The organism is Fictibacillus nanhaiensis (assembly GCF_036213205.1).
Classification (GTDB): domain Bacteria; phylum Bacillota; class Bacilli; order Bacillales; family Fictibacillaceae; genus Fictibacillus; species Fictibacillus nanhaiensis_E.
On the sequence record NZ_JARMFC010000008.1, the window covers coordinates 125940 to 142084 of the forward strand.

A 16145-nucleotide genomic window follows, 5' to 3' on the forward strand; every position below is an offset into this window, starting at 1 on the left:
CCAGAGTCATGTCATTCACTTAAAGCCCTTAGCCTCATTGTAAATCCAACTAGTGGTCTGTATCTTTTACTTATATAAGGAAATAAAGGTAAGTAGAAGAGGAGGACATACCATGTTTCGGATTTTACTTAAAAGTTTGCTTGCATTCCTGTTAATTATTCCCCTTTATCCAAGTGGACAAGCTCATGCGCAAGTGGAGCTGATTTCTGACACGCCGCTTAGCGAGAGACTTCACGACATTACACTCCATAGTCCGGCATTAGGAAAACAGACATCACTGCGAGTTATTTTGCCTAAAGGATATGAAGAATCAGAGCAAACATACCCTGTTCTTTATTTGTTACATGGTTGCTGCGGTGACTATAAAGCATGGACGGCTCGGACGGATGTTGAAAAGATAACTGAGGATCTGCCGTTGATTGTGGTTATGCCGGATGCAGGGAGAGGTGCGAGTTATTCGGATTGGTATAACGAAGGCGCGTATGGACCGCCTCAGTGGGAGAAGTATCATATCGAAGAACTAATTCCGTGGGTGGAGCAGCATTATCGTGCAAAAGGATCGAGAGAAGGACGAGCTGTAGCAGGCTTATCCATGGGTGGCTTTGGTGCCATGTCTTACGCGGCAAGACACCCCGATCTTTTTGTAGCAGCGAGTTCGTTTTCAGGTGTACTCGATACGAACCTAGACCCCGAGTTTTTAGAGAAGACGATCTTTCAGAATCAGGAAAAAGTGCCACCTGGAACGGTTTGGGGTGATAGAGAAACGAAGGAGATTATTTGGAGAAGTCATAATCCTTGGGACTTAGCAGAAAACTTGGAAGATGTGGATCTTGCTATACACACGGGAACAGGTGAAGCAGGCGGACCCTTAGATGGTGGTTTGGCATCACCGGTTGAAGAAACGTGTTTTGTGATGTCAACGAGTCTTCATAATCGGTTAGAAGAACTGAACATATCGGATGTGTGGGATAGTTACGGACCTGGTTCCCATACGTGGGGATATTGGCAGCGCGATCTGCACCAAACGTTGCCACGATTTATGGACATTTTCAATAATCCTCCTGAAGCACCGATTCCTTTTCACTATAAGTCAGCTGAATCATACTTTTCTGTTTATGGATGGGATGTTGAATTTGATCGAGATGCAATGGAGTTTGCTAGATTATCCGACGTGACAAAGAAAGGATTTAAGCTTCAGGGTTCAGGTAAGGCTGATGTTCAGACAGCACCTTGGTTCAAGCCGAACGGAAAGTATCTCGTGAAGATTAAAGGTGATCGAGGTGCTAAGGTAGTTAAGACCCGTGCGGATGAAGCGGGAAGATTGCGTGTTAAGTTGGATTTTAGTTCGAAACATGTGGGGGATACATTGTTGGTTAGTATTAAACATAAGTAGCATGGATATGAGGATTAGATTTAGACCCATAGGTAGGTGAGTTAGACTCATAGAGTGTGTGTAACGACCCATAGAAATTGCGAAGACCCATAGAAGTGTGAGAATGACTCATAGGATTTACGTGAAGACCCATAGACACCGAATTTTGACCTATAGAAACGTAATAACGACTCATAGAAGGTCTAAATCAGTGAAACTCCAGATGGGATTTAGCAGTACCGACGCAAGAAAATACCACTCTGCTACTTACCGCATGACCGCATGACTTTTTACAGCCTATAATAGTAGTAAATTCCATAAAGTTAGGATAAGTATGACATGAAAAAATAGTTAACTGGTTTATCGAGCCTTACATCATCATAAGACAAGAATGGAAACTTCTCTCTGCACGAAATAAAGAACCTATAACAGCTTCTGAAAAAGGACGAATCAAGGAGCTGCGCTTCTTTAACATCATGTTATCGGCTGTTTATACGTTATTTTTCTACATGTTTGTAGCTGACTTGGTCATGCTGATACGCGGAAACTGGGTTTCACTACTGGGTGTTATTTTTGGCTTCTTAATGTTGTTGTTAATAAAGAGAATACAAGTCTCGCGGTATCTTAAGCGGCGTGAAGCTTATATCAAGAATGACGAGACACTTATTGAAAAATAGGGCTCGCCACCGCAACAAAAAAAAACAAGCTGACTCTTTTGAAAAGTCAGCTTGTTTTCTGTCTTACTTTTTCGCTACATCCACAATACGACCTTCCACCTTCGGATCGACCGTTTTCAACGCAGCTACATAATCACGTAGATTCTCCCAGTCAGATAACCCAAGATCTGTTACGCGGCCTTGACTATATGCGTTTGCGAATACAGTGTATCCATCTCCACCTTTTGCAGTGAAGGCATTTGTTGCGATTACATATTCTTTCGCTGTATCAATCGCTGTGTAAGAGCCATCTGCGTTTTTAACTTCCATCGACAATACGCGGCTGCCTGCAGCTTTTGTGCTGTCATACGTAAACTTCATACCAGAAACGTGTAGGAACCCGCCGCTTTCTTTTGGCGATTGACTTACACTGTGTTCAAGAGCTGTCTTGATTTCAGCACCAGTTAATTTCATAGTTGCTAACGTGTTACCGAACGGAAGCGTTGTTAACACATCTCCGTATGTGATCGGACCAGCATCGATCGGAGCACGAATACCGCCACCGTTTTGAAGAGCCATCACCACATTCGGGTTAAGCTCTTTTGCTTTATCTAGCATGCCATCCGTAATGAGGTTACCGAGTTCAGTTTCGTTGCTTCGTACACTCGGTCCGTCTGTTGATGAACGCGGATTTTCAAGCGCATTTACAGCCTCGCCGCCAGTTGGTGTATTCTTTAATTCTTCTATTTTACTAGAGTATTTCTTCAATAATTCAGCAACTTCCGGGTCATCTGTTTTCGTTTTAACTTCGATCAATTCTCCGGTTTGTCCGATGACTTGTCCTTTTTTATTGAATTGTACATCCAATGTGCCTAGAAAATCACCATATTGATAGGCTTGGACAATAACGGTAGAAGCATCTTTCTGTTTGTCATTTTCATCTTTATCTACAACAACAGGCTCAGCTAATGTCGTATGGCTGTGACCGCCAACAATGACATCAATTCCGTCAACGTACTTGGCTAGTTCAAGATCGTTGTCATACTGAGGGTTGTCATCATATCCGAGGTGAGTGATCGCCACGATCTTGTTCACGCCGCGGCGTTCTAATGCTTTAACCGCTTTTTGAGCAGACTCGATATAGTTATTAAACTTTACGTTTTCAGGGCTTGAGATGTCAGCTGTTTCTTCTGTTGTAAGACCGATGAACCCAACGCGTTCGTGGTTCACGCGTTTGATTACAGCAGGATAGATGTTGCTGTCTTTCGCTCTAATCGGAATTCTTTTATTTGTCAGTTCCTTCATGTTTGCGTCTTGAGAAAAGTCTACGTTGGAGCTAACGAAAGGAAAATCTGCATTTTTTACAAAGTCAGCAAGTGCTTTGTGACCTTCAGGACTTGATCCCAAGTCAAACTCATGGTTACCAAATGTCATAAGGTCATAGCCTGCTAGGTTCATAAATTCAAGGTCGGCTTGTCCCCTAAACTCGTTAAAGTAGAGGGTGCCAGAGAACACGTCGCCAGCATCTAAAAGCAATGCATCTGGCTTTTCTGCTCGAACTTCTTTAATTGCGGTGATACGTTTTGCCACATTGTCTAAATGTGCATGTGTGTCATTCGTGTGCATCAAAGAGAGGTTGAACGTTCTTGGATGATGTTTCTTTTTATGTGTTTCCTGCTGAGGAGCGGCATAGGAAGCGGTTGCAAATTGTGAAGAGAGAAGGGCAACCGCAAGAGAGGAAGCTAGTAATCTTTTAAACGGGTGTTTAACGGACATAACATCACGATCCTTTCTAATTTGTCATACTATTCTAATATAGCATGATTACTAAATAAGGGAAGTTGAAGTTTTAATGAGAGTGGATATAACCTGGTTTGGTAGAATAAAAGAGATATAAAAAAATTTATAAACAGTGGAAAGGGTACATATACTTTGCAAAAGATTATCAGCCAACACCAATGAACGAATGTTTAAGTATGGGGGAACGAGATGGATCCTAAAGAGTTAATAGAGATTATGACTGCTGGTGGTGTTATTACGACTATTGTTATCATTTCATATTTTTTAAAAGGGAAGTACCGTAAGATCAGCTTTAGCCTTGCCATCATTCTATGGTTAGCATACTCTGTGTTTTTTGTAGTACGCCCAATATGGATCGACGCACAAATCCATAAGAAAGTAGATTTATTAAAACCTTATTTAATAGAGAAGTATCCAAATGAGCGTTGGACAATTTCTACAGTCCCACATCGTGATGAAGGATTTAAGCATCTAAATCCTTATGTAATCTCTGTTGTATTTGAGAATGAACCAGATGTTACTTATTATTATTGGGTAAAAAGCAAAAACAATATCTCTCAAAAAGGCTTATCTACAAGTAAGGATATTCAAGATTTGAAGCATGGAGACAATAAAAGCACTGCGGAGTAGTCTTCCGCAGTGCTTTGTTGTGCACCATTATTTCACACTAATATATTCCAGTTGGTCCGAATCAATAAAGTGGAACGCCATAGAGTGCTTTGTGTCATTCCAAATATATACCGTCGTTCCTGTCTTTTGGTCAGTATACATTTTATGTGGTTTTCCTAACGTATCTCTCACTTTTTTTAAGGTAAGTCCTTCAGTCGGTTGAGGATACACACGAAGTTCTTTGATATATGTATGTCCATGTCTGAACATCTCATAGTAAAGTCTGTAATCGCCATATGTGTAATAACGTTCCTTGTTATTTACAGCAAGCGGCGCACCAAGCTTTTCAAAGTACTGATCGTCGTACTGACTAATGATACCGATAGGGAAGTTTCCAAGCTTGCCCCCTTTGAACTGAGAGAGAAGATCAGCGTTAAGCTCTTCTTTTGTAAAAGAAAAATCAGTATGCAGCACCTTATCGTCTGAAATGATAATGCTGTAGATTTCTTTGACCCAGTCGACTTTCAAATCCATATGTTCGCTAAGGAAGCGAAGTGGAATCATCGTTCTGCTGTCCTTCGCATAAGACGGAGCAGGCATCTTTTTCTCTACCCCATTAATGTAGGCAATATCTGAACCTACTTCCGTCTTAAAAATGAAATCTTTCTTTTCCCCTGTAATCTCCATCGTACTAGGATTATAAGTGAGTTTCATTCCTAGCAATTCAAAAACCTTACGCAATTCAATGAATGTGACACCGTTTTGCGTTTTTACTTGATTAGAAGAATCAAGTTTTTGCCCCTTTATATATACAAATGGAGCGTCCATTGCTGATGCTGATCGTGGAGAGAACATACCAAACATGATCAAGAGCGCGATTAGTAGAACACTTATTTTCTTCACTTTTCATCCGCCTTTACTATTCTTTTTCCTACAAATTCCATTATATAGGTAATTAGCAATAAATGGATAAAATATGGTGTATTTGGTTCTTTAGACTTAAGAGTAAATATGGAATTAAGTGTATGATCAGAGAGTTGTGTTTTTGGTACAAATACATATTTTTACATATAAACAGGTTTCGTAACTGTTGAAAAATGGTAAATAAGAAAATGTAAAGAAATTGGAAGATAGATAAAAAGGAGTGGTCGGTTTGTTGAAAGCAAAGTCTAAATCTAAGTTCGTGGTCGTGGCAGGTCTATCTGCTGTCCTTATGCTAAGTGGATGTGGAGATAGTGAGAAAGCATCAGGAGATAAGGAAGAGAAAGAAGTAAAAGTGGAAGAGAAAGCAAAAGCTGCTGACGAACCTAAAAAAGAAGAGAAAAAAGATGAAAAAAAGGAAGAGCCAGCAAGCAGTGATTCGGGCGAAGTGTTGAATCCTTACATAGAAGAAGATACAGGTGGAAAAGTGGAAGTCCTGTATACGAACAGCAATCCTGGCTTCGTAAATGAAGGTAGCGGCTTTAAAGTAACGATCGATGAGTACCAGCTTGTAAAAGTGACAGATATGAACGAGTCAACTGCTAGCCGTTTTGATGATTCACCGAACGGTTATATTCTCACGGCACGTATGTCAGTTGATAACCAATCAGGAAAAGATGTTTATTTTAACGGAACAACGAACATTCGTCTAACTGATAACCTAACGTACATCCCGTCAAACACAAGAAATTTTATTGAAGAAGGAAAAGGACTGCGTCCGAAAACTTATTCTGAAGGAATCGACGGAAATAATAACATGTATAAAGCGGGTGAGAAGACGTCTGGTCTGATCACGTTCTTGATCACAGAAGCGGATTACCAAACGATGACGAGCGTAAAACCAAAGTTCGTTATTGAAGCAAGTGCTGCACCAAACAAAGATTTCAGTGGCATGCAAGATTTCATGCAAGAAAAGATTTTTGATTTTGCGTACAGTGGGGAACAAGCGAAGGCATCCGCAAGTGAGCAAAAGTTCTATCCAGACTTAATGTCAGCTAACAACCTAGCGGATAAGAAGATGATTTTCGAGAAAACAGACATCGGACAAACGCAAACAGTCGGTGACATGGAAGTGACGTTAGAAGGCGTTCAGTACACAGAAGTCATCCCAACGGCAGGTAACGAATCACGCTTTGAAGACGCAGAATTGGTTGCGTTAACGGTTAAAACGATGATTAGAAACAATGGTAAAAAAGAGATCGACATCTATAATCTTGGCGGAAAAGTAACCATTGATAAAGACCGCGGATCAGCGCTGAGCAATGGATTCGCAGAGCCACGCGATCCAAAGAGTGTGAAGCCAGGCGAAGAGAAAGAAAAGTACACGGTATTCTTATTCCGTAAAGACGAATTCCAATTGTTCAAATCATTTGAGATGGAGCTTGGACCGTTCTTCGGAGACGGGAAGTATCTGTTTGGAGAGAAAAAAGCGAAGTTTACGTTACCGCGGTAACGGATTTGAGAGCACTCCTGATTTGGGAGTGCTTTTTTGTGTGGTGGTGGGTACTTTAAAACCCGATGATGAAGCTTGTAAATGTGGAAAAAGTGACGCTCAGCCAAAAATACTTTCTACGCTTTTCTTTTGGCAACTGTACTTCCAACAGTTTTTCTACCATCTCGAGTATTATCCAGACCGATATAATGTTTCCGACGAATGTTAATAATAGAGTTATTGCGGTTTCCATTTGTATTCCTCTTTTTTTCTTTTCTATATATATCGATGGATTTTAGCGGAAGTTAATATATTCCATCCGTTGAGGAGGAAGTTTCTGTTTTTGACAGAAATGAGTGATAGTTGATTATCTGTGGAAAGAAGGAATTAGTCTGAAGAACTTATTGTGCTTTTTATTCCTGTTTGTTATTAGTGGTTGTAACTATGAAAGTGAAAATCCAAAGGTTCAGGGGGCAAGACAGATTGCTCTAATAGAAGAAGAGGGGAAGGTGAAAGTATTACAAAAAGGTAAACAACTTCTAAAAAAGGATTCCGATTTTGTAGTTGATTCTTCTTCTGCTAGAGTATGTATTTTTGACCGAACGGAGTCTGTAACAGTTAAAAATGATGAGATTCCGATAAAAATAGAAAAAAAGTTTAAAGGTTCTATAGATAATGAAACAACTTACTATGCATCTCACTTGCCGGTTGGAACGGAAGTACAATTTATGTTAGAAAATGGTGTGGAATGGCTGTATACAAAAGAATTGAATGAACCATCTAGAGTATATCGCTGTGACTATGTGAATGATGAGAGATAATCTCACGAAAAACGCCAGAATTTCACGGATTTCATAATTATTCTTTAAAAAATCTCATTTAATTTCACGAAAATGAAAATATACTCGCGAGTCGACAACGTTCGACAGATTCAAAGCACTGCCTACTGCCAGAACGATGTGAGAATAAATATTAAACATGCTATTATTAAGCAGATTACATTTGTTATGCATACATAACCGTTTTTAGGAGGAACCATGTTACAAAAATTCGGTTTTTCACAATACGAAAGTCAGGTATTCGAGGTTCTTGCATCAAGCGAGGAGCCGATGGACGCGACCAATATCGTTAAATACTCGGGTGTTCCGAAATCTAAGATATATGAAGTGCTGTCGCGCATGATCGAAAAAGGCATGGTGCTGGATTCGGTGTCAGAGAAGAAGAAGCTATATACCGCGTTGCCGCTGTCAATCGTGATCGAGAAGCTTACGACAGAATTTCAGGAAAATGTAAAGCAGCTTAAAAACAATACGTCGAAGAGAAAGTTTTACGATGAACACGTTTGGAGTCTGAAGGTAGATTCGTCGATTCGTGCACAAACGAAGCAGCTTCTGCAAATGGCGGAGAAATCGATTCGCGTTTCTGGCTGGCAAGACGATATTCAAGAGATTCTACCGATTCTGCTCGAGAAGGAAAAGCAGGGTGTGGATGTGGAAGTGCTTGTTGTAGGTGAGTTGGAGTCGACGCTGTCCCATGTGCACACGTTGATTCCTGCCCAAGAGCATCACTCACTGGAGCGTTTTCGCCTGGTTGTCGTCGATGAGACGGAAGTTATCTTTGCAGGGATGGAGAGTCAGAGCTGGCAAGCATTGAAGACTAAATCACGACCATTCATTAAAGTTTTCATTGAGTTCTTTTATCATGATGTGGCGTTGGCTAAGATCACGGAGAAACATTCGGAACTAATGATGAATGATGAAGAGATTAAGAGTGTATTGATGAAGTTGAGGTATTAAAGAGATAGGGCTGACCCTGAAAGAGCACTTCACGTGTTCTTTCGAGGGTCAGCCCTATTTCATTTTATTGGTAGATAGTGTGTAAGCCGATTCCTATGAGTCAAATTGTGCTCTCTATGGGTCGTTAGTAGTCACTTATGGGTCAAACGAAGACTTCTATGGGTCAAAAAGAGAAGTCTATGAGTCAAACCGTAATCTATGGGTCAAAATCATAGGTCTATGAGTCAAAATGAACATCTTATGGGTCAAACTAGCAAATCAATCAATTGAGCTTGTTGAATCGTAAACGATAAATCAGCTACAGGAGGGTTTCACGGTACGTGTTCTTATATTTGTTACGCGTTCGCACATTTTCTTGTGCTTTACGCACAGATGGTATGGTTTTAAGCACACATTTTTCTTGTTTGCGCACATTGCGACACGATTATCACACGTTTCGACACAAGTTACGCACAATTATAGATACAGAAGAGCCTCACAAGAGAAACTTCTTACAGATCTACATAAAAAAGAAGCTCAGAATCAACTCTGAGCCTCCTTACATGCTTATTTATCTTCAGAACTCACAACTTCCAACGCCATTTCAATCATATCATTGAAAGTCGTTTGGCGTTCTTCCGCAGATGTTTCTTCACCTGTGAAGATGTGGTCACTTACAGTTAAGATAGACAACGCGTTCACACCGTATTTCGCTGCGATCGTGTAAAGTGCTGTTGTTTCCATTTCAACCGCCAACACACCGTTATCCGCAAGCTTTTTCACGATATCCATGCTGTCACGATAGAATAGGTCAGCTGTTAACACGTTACCGGCTTTGATTTTCAAGCCTTTTGCCGTTCCAGCTTCATATGCTTTTCTTAAAAGATCGAAGTTCGCGCAAGGAGCGAAGTCAATGTTAGGGAACGTCAAGTGGTTCATGCGAGAATCTGTAGATGCTGTCATCGCTAGGATTACGTCACGCACTTTTACGTCTTGTTGGATCGCGCCACACGTACCAACGCGGATTAAGTTTTTCACGCCATATTCACGGATTAACTCGTTTGTGTAGATTCCGATCGATGGAATCCCCATGCCTGTCCCTTGAACAGATACGCGCTTTCCTTTGTATGTTCCTGTGAATCCAAGCATGCCGCGAACTTCGTTATAGCATGTTACATCTTCTAAAAATGTTTCTGCAATATATTTTGCACGAAGCGGATCCCCTGGTAATAGGATGCTTTCTGCGATTTCACCTTGTTTTGCGCCGATATGAATACTCATTTGTTCACCATTACATCGTTACGATTGTAATGGTTTCACCTCCTCAAAAGATTGTAACTTACCAAAAAATTCTCTACCTTCATCATGCCATAGTTTTCGCAACCTAGCTAATAGTATGTGCAGATTCTGGAGAGCGGCGTGCTTTTTTTGTCATAGATAGCACAGCCGTTCCGAGTGCTAAGATGATCAGCAGTCCGCCGACCGTTGCGTTGTTCTCGACAGATGCGTTCTCAATCACGATTCCGCCGATCATGGACCCGAACGCGATACCGAAATGAAGCGCCGAGTTGTTCAGACTCTGCTGAATATCGGACGTTTCAGGTGATGACTCGATCAGATAGCTCTGCATGGCCGGTGTGATCGCCCAGCTGAGCATGCTCCAAATGACCATGACGACTAAAAATAGCGGAAAAGCAAAAGTTGTATATGGAATCATAAAGATTGAGATCGCAAACACAATAATAACGCCTAGTATGGTTGGTTTTGTGCCGAATTTGTCAGCGAGCATACCACCGATTCCTCCGCCAAAGACCGCGGCAACACCGAATATTAAGTATACGATGCTGACCCATGTTCCGTTCAGTCCAAGCGTCATTTTTAAGAACGGAGTCAGGTATCCGTATAACGTTAGGTGACCAGCTAAGAACAGGAACGACGTGATCTGTGCAAACAAGATTCGTCTGTTTTTTAATGTGCGCAGCTGTTCTTTAATCGGAATCGCCGGCTTTGGAGCTAACGTATTCATGAAGAAATGAACACCGAGTATGGATAAAACGGTTAGTGCTGTGATCAAGATGAACGGTGCACGCCAGCCGAACGCATTTCCGAGCATTAAGCCGACCGGAATGCCGAGTACGAGCGAAGCACTGATTCCCATGAACACAACACCGATCGCGCGAGCTCGATATTTTTCTTCCACGATGTTCGATGCCATCGTCACACAGAGTACAACGAGTAAGGAACCACTGACCGCGGATAAAATTCGTGCGATGAGCAGCATCGAATACGTCTGACTCACGATAACGAGTGCGTTTCCTGCTAAAAACACAAATAATGAAATGATTGTTAGACGTTTTCTCTCGATGTGAGCAGTCATCGTGAGTAGGATGGGTGCCGCAATCGCGAAAACGAGTGAGAAAATCGTGATCAGAAAGCCCGCCTTGCCGAGACTAACGCCAAGATCGTCAGCAATCAGGTCAAGAATGCCACCGATGATCAACTCGACCATCCCAACCACAAACGAGACGATCGTTAACAAATAAACACGTTTGTTCATATTTATCTACCTTCTTTTGTATAAAAGTTACCCCTGTAATGGTAACTTATTTTGAGTGTGGTGGCAATAACGAAATTGGTGTTACAAATAGGGTTTGAGTGAGAGCTCAATTAGGAGTGGACAGTAAAAATCGTGAAGTGGACAGTAAATATGTATAAGTGGACAGTATTTCATGGAAAGTGGACAGTAAAATTCAAAAAGTGGACAGTATTTTCATAAAAGTCGACAGTAAGTGGTTGTAGAGGTGGAGGTGCACCCCAAAACTGCGCATTCACCCGAGCTGAAATTATTATAGGTGATTGTAATCTGTCGGATTTGATGATTAATCTGTCCAATTAGCCGCATTATCTGTCCAATCTACAACATAATTTGTTCATTTCGGTCACGGATCTGTTCAATTAGAGGACTGAGTATAAGGGCTGGAAGGTGAAAACTAGGAAATCAACTGGATTCGGTGGTGAAGAGACATTTTCAGGTGGTAGCAACGTAATTATCGGTGAATCAAGAAGAGATCTCAGGTGGTCAGCAGCTATTTAGCGGTGGTCACACCCGATTTACCGGCGAACGTGTAACAGATATAAAAACACGTACCGTAACCCCCGCTAAAAGACTAAATTAAAGCAGCTTCCTAAGCGGAGCTGCTTTTTCCCCAACATCAAACCTTCACGGAAGTAATTGTAAGATTTATAATAAAATCACAGACAGAAAAAAGGGGACATGAAGGTATGACAAACATTTTATGGACGATCTATCTAGGGATTATTGGTGCTTTTGCCATCGGCTATTTCATCAAAGGTGGCTACAAGACACATTCAGCGAAACTAGACTTTGTTATCTCAATCATCACCTGGATCGGATTGTTCGGTTACGTAACGAGCTATGAACTCTTCACACCACTTCTATGGAAATTTGTTTTCATCGGTGGACTAGTGTGGGATCTCGCATACGGACTCAAAAAGTTTAATGAAGATGCGAACGAGATTCCAAGAGCAGCTCGCCCAGCGATATTCGGGTTAACGGCTTTAATTATGATCGGCCCACTTTATTACGGGCTATTCCGTTACGCGTTTTAACTTTATAGAAAATTGAGAGACTTTCTTTTACCAAGGAAGTCTCTTTTTTATGTCCAAAATAAATCCGTCATGTATTGGATAAGCCCTCCATATAGTAGTAATAATCATCATACAATTGGCTTCTTATGTGAGAAATGCCTGTGATTAGAGGAGGGGTCGAATGCTTCATATTGTGGCTTGCATCAAGCAGGTGCCGGATACGAAGATCATCAAGATGAACCCGAAGACGAATACGATGGACCGCGCCAGTGCGCCTGCGATACTCAATCCATACGACGCGCATGCAGTAGAAGAAGCAGTGCGTCTGAAAAAGAGATACGGTGGAACGGTTTCGGTGTTGACGATGGGACCACCGCCAGCGGTAAAAGCGATCAAAAAATGCATCGAGATCGGTGCAGATGAAGGTTATATGATCTCAGACCGAGCGTTTGCCGGAGCTGATACACTTGCAACGAGCTATGCGCTCACGAAAGCAATAGAGAAAATCTCGCAAATTAAACCAGTCGACCTGATCATCTGTGGAAAGATGACGATCGATGGTGATACGGGACAAGTTGGACCAGGAATCGCACGCCGATTAGACATGCCTCCGCTCACTTCCGTCAACAAGGTTAAAGAGATCAACGTGGGTGAAGGGTATGCGATTGTTCACCGAAAGCTGGAGGATGGATATGAAGTCATCCAATCGACGATGCCGTGCTTGATGTCGGTGGAAAAAGAGATCAATGATGTTCCGTACTCTTCGATGACGAACATGCTGAAAGCGGCTCGTTATCAGCCAGTCATCTGGGCGGTCGCAGATCTAGAGGATGTGGAGAGAACACAGCTCGGACTCAAAGGCTCGCCGACGATCGTTTCGAAAGTTTGGGCACCTACCAAACCGAGTGGCGGCGAGATGTTAGAAGGCGATGCAGCTCAGCAGACAGAACAGCTGTTGAACCTTTTATTGGAGAAAAAAGAGCTTTTTGCGGTGAAGGGAGGATCCGGCGTTGAGCTTTGAGGATTATTCAGGCATTTGGGTTTTTATTGAGGTTAAAGACGGTGAAGTAGTACCGGTTTCGCTTGAGTTGTTAGGAGCGGGGAAGGAACTGGCAGACAAACGTGGCACCGAGCTTGCTGGCGTTTTGATCGGAGAGAACGTCACACATCTCGCCGATACGCTTTATGAATACGGGGCGGACACGGTCTATGTGTATGACGACACCATTTTTAAAAACTACCGAACCGAGTCCTACATGAAAGCATTGTTAGAATGCTGTCAAAAGTATAAGCCAGAAGTCATTTTATACGGTGCAACATCGACCGGAAAAGACTTGGCGAGCGCCGTTGCGACAGACTTACCAACCGGACTCACCGCGGACTCTACCATTTTAGATATAGAAGAAGACACAGGATTGCTGCTTGCGAGCCGACCAGCGTTTGGCGGTAACATTATGGCAACAATCCTGTGTAAAAAATATCGACCCCAGATGGCGACGGTCCGGCCAAAAGTGATGAAAGCACTCACGCCTGAACTAGGCCGAACGGGACAGTTAATAGAAGAAACAGCTTCTATAAAAGAAGAAGACATTCGAACGAAGGTTCTTGAAATCGTACAGTTCACCACGCAGAAGGTTCGAATCGATGAAGCAGATATCGTTGTTGCTGGCGGAAAAGGACTAGGCAGCGAAAAGGGATTCCAGATTGTTCATGATCTCGCTAAAGCGTTAGGCGCGGCAGTTGGTGCGAGTCGTGATGTTGTTGAAGCAGGTTGGGTCGAGCATCATCATCAAGTGGGGCAGACAGGGTTAACGGTTACGCCAAAGATCTATTTTGCGATTGGCATTTCTGGTGCCATCCAGCATATTGTTGGCATGCAGAATTCGGGACTAATAATCGCGATCAATAACGATCCTGAAGCCCCGATTTTCCAGTCTAGTCATTACGGCATTGTTGGCGATGCCTTTGAAATCGTGCCGCTTCTGATCCAACAGTTTAAACAAGCGTTTAACCAGGAGGTGGTGGACCATGTCTGAAAAGTTTGATGTGATCGTTGTTGGTGCAGGTCCGGCCGGCATTTCTTGTTCATATGAACTTGCGAAAGCAGGCGTAAACGTATTGCTCATCGAACGTGGTGAGTATCCAGGTTCGAAAAACGTTATGGGCGGTGTCCTTTATCGCAAAATGATGGAGGACGTGATCCCAGAGTTCTGGAAAGAAGCACCGCTCGAGCGACCGATCGTTGAGCAGCGATTTATGATGATGGACAAAGAATCGGCGGTAACCGTCGGGTACAAAGGGATGGAATGGGGACAGGAGCCGTACAACAACTTTACGGTACTGCGGGCAAAATTCGATCAGTGGTTTGCCGGGAAAGCTGTTGAGCAGGGAGCTCTTTTGGTGAACGAAACCGTTGTTTTAGAATGTATTGTGGAGGACGGTAAAGTAGTAGGAGTACGAACAGATCGACCGGATGGTGACCTGTACGCAGACGTTGTTGTGTTGGCGGATGGCGTAAACTCGTTGTTAGCCAAGTCGCTCGGTTTTCATAAAGAATTTCGTCCAGATGAAGTTGCGCTCGCCACGATGGAGATCATCAAGCTCGACAAAAAGACGATTGAGGACCGATTTAATTTAGAAGAGAACCAAGGTACGACGATCGAGCTTTTTGGTGACGCGACAAAAGGAATTCTCGGGACCGGATTCCTCTATACGAACAAAGACACGCTGAGCTTAGGAGTCGGTTCACTTCTATCTGGCCTTATCAAGCATAAGATTAAACCATATGAGTTGCTTGAGTATGTGAAAAACCATCCGATGATTCGTCCTTATATTGCAGGGGGAGAGCCGGTTGAATATTTGGCCCACATGATTCCAGAGGGTGGCTACAAATCAATGCCAAAAGTAGCAGGCAACGGGGTGCTTGTTGTTGGAGACGCCGCCCAGCTCGTGAACGCCATCCACCGGGAAGGATCAAATCTTGCGATGAAGTCCGGTCAGTTTGCAGCTGAAGCGGTGCTGCTTGCGAAGGAACGAGACGACTATTCGGAAGCGACACTCAATCATTATAAAACAAGGTTGATGAGCAGTTTTGTTGGTCAGGATATGAAAAAATACAAAGATTCGACGCATCACTTTGATAAGTTTCCGCAGTACTTTGATAAGTACATTCCGATGGTGAACAAGGCAGCGAGCCAAATGTTTACGGTCGATGGCTCATCGAAATGGGAGAAGCAGAAGAAAATTTGGCGTGATGTAGGAACGGCTGGAGAGAAATTCAAACTAGCTCGTGACGCGTACCGGGCGTGGAAGGTGATGAAGTAAATGAGCGAAAGAAAGTGTCAAAGCATCGAAGAAAAACAGTATCTCGTTCGTTTTAACGCAGACACAAAGTCACATCTCACCGTTATGGATGCCGATGTTTGTCTGAACCACTGTCCTGATAAAATCTGCACGATCTTCTGTCCGGCTGAAGTGTATAAGTGGGAAGAGATTCGGATGCACGTTGGGTACGAGGGCTGTCATGAGTGCGGAAGCTGCCGAATTGGATGTCCGCATCAAAACATTAAGTGGGAATACCCAAAAGGTGGGCATGGGATTGTGTTTAGGTTGGGGTAACGGCTGGAAAAGATGAGGATGACCTGGGGTGTTTGGTGGCCCAGGTCGTCTTTTTTTGTGAGGTAGCTTTTACGGTACGTGTTTTTATAATGGTTACGCGTTCGCACACTTTTTTAAATTTTACGCACACATTATTGCCTTTTGCGCACTTTTCGACACACGCTTCACACTTTTCGACAGAGCCTACGCACACATAGCTGAACTTTACGCACATCTGCTGTAGTCACTCACTAAAACATCTAGCACAACAACGAAAAAAGAACCTACTTCAACTGAAGTGACCCCTAAAAGTT

Annotated in this window: 15 protein-coding genes; 10 read left to right on the plus strand and 5 right to left on the minus strand. The window is 42.7% G+C overall.

All coding sequences use genetic code 11. The features are described 5' to 3' along the window. The first annotated feature begins 112 nt into the window (after window positions 1-112). Window positions 113-1393 carry an alpha/beta hydrolase family protein gene (locus P4V41_RS10990; protein WP_328084936.1) on the plus strand — a complete coding sequence of 427 codons (1281 nt, stop codon included), beginning with the start codon at window positions 113-115 and terminating at the stop codon, window positions 1391-1393. 719 nt (window positions 1394-2112) lie between these two features. Here P4V41_RS10990 and P4V41_RS10995 read toward each other — a convergent pair. Continuing rightward, on the minus strand, window positions 2113-3804 hold the full coding sequence (locus tag P4V41_RS10995; RefSeq protein WP_328084937.1) for a bifunctional metallophosphatase/5'-nucleotidase: 1692 nt from the start codon (window positions 3802-3804) through the stop codon (window positions 2113-2115). 213 nt (window positions 3805-4017) lie between these two features. Here P4V41_RS10995 and P4V41_RS11000 point away from each other — a divergent pair, with 213 nt between their 5' ends. Further along, the gene (locus tag P4V41_RS11000) at window positions 4018-4458 is read left to right on the plus strand and encodes a hypothetical protein (protein WP_328084938.1); all 441 of its coding nucleotides are present in this window, start codon (window positions 4018-4020) and stop codon (window positions 4456-4458) included. A gap of 27 nt (window positions 4459-4485) precedes the next feature. Here the strand turns inward: P4V41_RS11000 and P4V41_RS11005 are convergent, their stop codons facing one another. After that, entirely contained in the window at window positions 4486-5340 is an 855-nt protein-coding gene (locus P4V41_RS11005; protein WP_328084939.1) for a copper amine oxidase N-terminal domain-containing protein, read from the minus strand. A 250-nt stretch (window positions 5341-5590) separates the two neighbouring features. On the opposite strand from P4V41_RS11005, the gene P4V41_RS11010 reads away from it, so the two are divergent. After that, a complete protein-coding gene (locus P4V41_RS11010; RefSeq protein WP_328084940.1) occupies window positions 5591-6871 on the plus strand; it encodes a DUF5068 domain-containing protein in 1281 nt (426 codons plus the stop codon). A 55-nt stretch (window positions 6872-6926) separates the two neighbouring features. Here the strand turns inward: P4V41_RS11010 and P4V41_RS11015 are convergent, their stop codons facing one another. Next, a complete protein-coding gene (locus tag P4V41_RS11015; protein ID WP_328084941.1) occupies window positions 6927-7103 on the minus strand; it encodes a hypothetical protein in 177 nt (58 codons plus the stop codon). A 256-nt stretch (window positions 7104-7359) separates the two neighbouring features. Here P4V41_RS11015 and P4V41_RS11020 point away from each other — a divergent pair, with 256 nt between their 5' ends. Continuing rightward, complete coding sequence (locus P4V41_RS11020) at window positions 7360-7671, plus strand: hypothetical protein (RefSeq protein WP_328084942.1); 312 nt, start codon at window positions 7360-7362, stop codon at window positions 7669-7671. Window positions 7672-7887: 216 nt separating this feature from the next. Further along, a complete protein-coding gene (locus P4V41_RS11025) occupies window positions 7888-8646 on the plus strand; it encodes a TrmB family transcriptional regulator (protein WP_328084943.1) in 759 nt (252 codons plus the stop codon). A 546-nt stretch (window positions 8647-9192) separates the two neighbouring features. Here P4V41_RS11025 and deoD read toward each other — a convergent pair. Together deoD and P4V41_RS11035 are read right to left on the minus strand one after the other, a co-directional pair. Next, entirely contained in the window at window positions 9193-9906 is a 714-nt protein-coding gene (deoD, locus tag P4V41_RS11030; protein WP_328084944.1) for a purine-nucleoside phosphorylase, read from the minus strand. A 103-nt stretch (window positions 9907-10009) separates the two neighbouring features. After that, window positions 10010-11182 carry an MFS transporter gene (locus P4V41_RS11035; protein WP_328084945.1) on the minus strand — a complete coding sequence of 391 codons (1173 nt, stop codon included), beginning with the start codon at window positions 11180-11182 and terminating at the stop codon, window positions 10010-10012. A 725-nt stretch (window positions 11183-11907) separates the two neighbouring features. Here P4V41_RS11035 and P4V41_RS11040 point away from each other — a divergent pair. From P4V41_RS11040 to P4V41_RS11060, 5 genes are all read left to right on the plus strand, one after another. After that, window positions 11908-12255: a hypothetical protein gene (locus tag P4V41_RS11040; RefSeq protein ID WP_328084946.1), complete on the plus strand. Its 348-nt coding sequence runs from the start codon at window positions 11908-11910 to the stop codon at window positions 12253-12255. Between the two features lie 160 nt (window positions 12256-12415). Next, window positions 12416-13255 carry an electron transfer flavoprotein subunit beta/FixA family protein gene (locus P4V41_RS11045; RefSeq protein WP_328084947.1) on the plus strand — a complete coding sequence of 280 codons (840 nt, stop codon included), beginning with the start codon at window positions 12416-12418 and terminating at the stop codon, window positions 13253-13255. Continuing rightward, window positions 13245-14270, plus strand: coding sequence for an electron transfer flavoprotein subunit alpha/FixB family protein (locus P4V41_RS11050; RefSeq protein ID WP_328084948.1), 1026 nt, complete (start codon window positions 13245-13247; stop codon window positions 14268-14270). The genes P4V41_RS11045 and P4V41_RS11050 overlap by 11 nt, the downstream gene beginning before the upstream one ends. Further along, the gene (locus tag P4V41_RS11055; protein ID WP_328084949.1) at window positions 14263-15558 is read left to right on the plus strand and encodes an FAD-dependent oxidoreductase; all 1296 of its coding nucleotides are present in this window, start codon (window positions 14263-14265) and stop codon (window positions 15556-15558) included. Before P4V41_RS11050 ends, P4V41_RS11055 begins: the two co-directional genes overlap by 8 nt. After that, on the plus strand, window positions 15559-15852 hold the full coding sequence (locus P4V41_RS11060) for a ferredoxin family protein (protein WP_066398362.1): 294 nt from the start codon (window positions 15559-15561) through the stop codon (window positions 15850-15852). Window positions 15853-16145 lie beyond the last annotated feature (293 nt).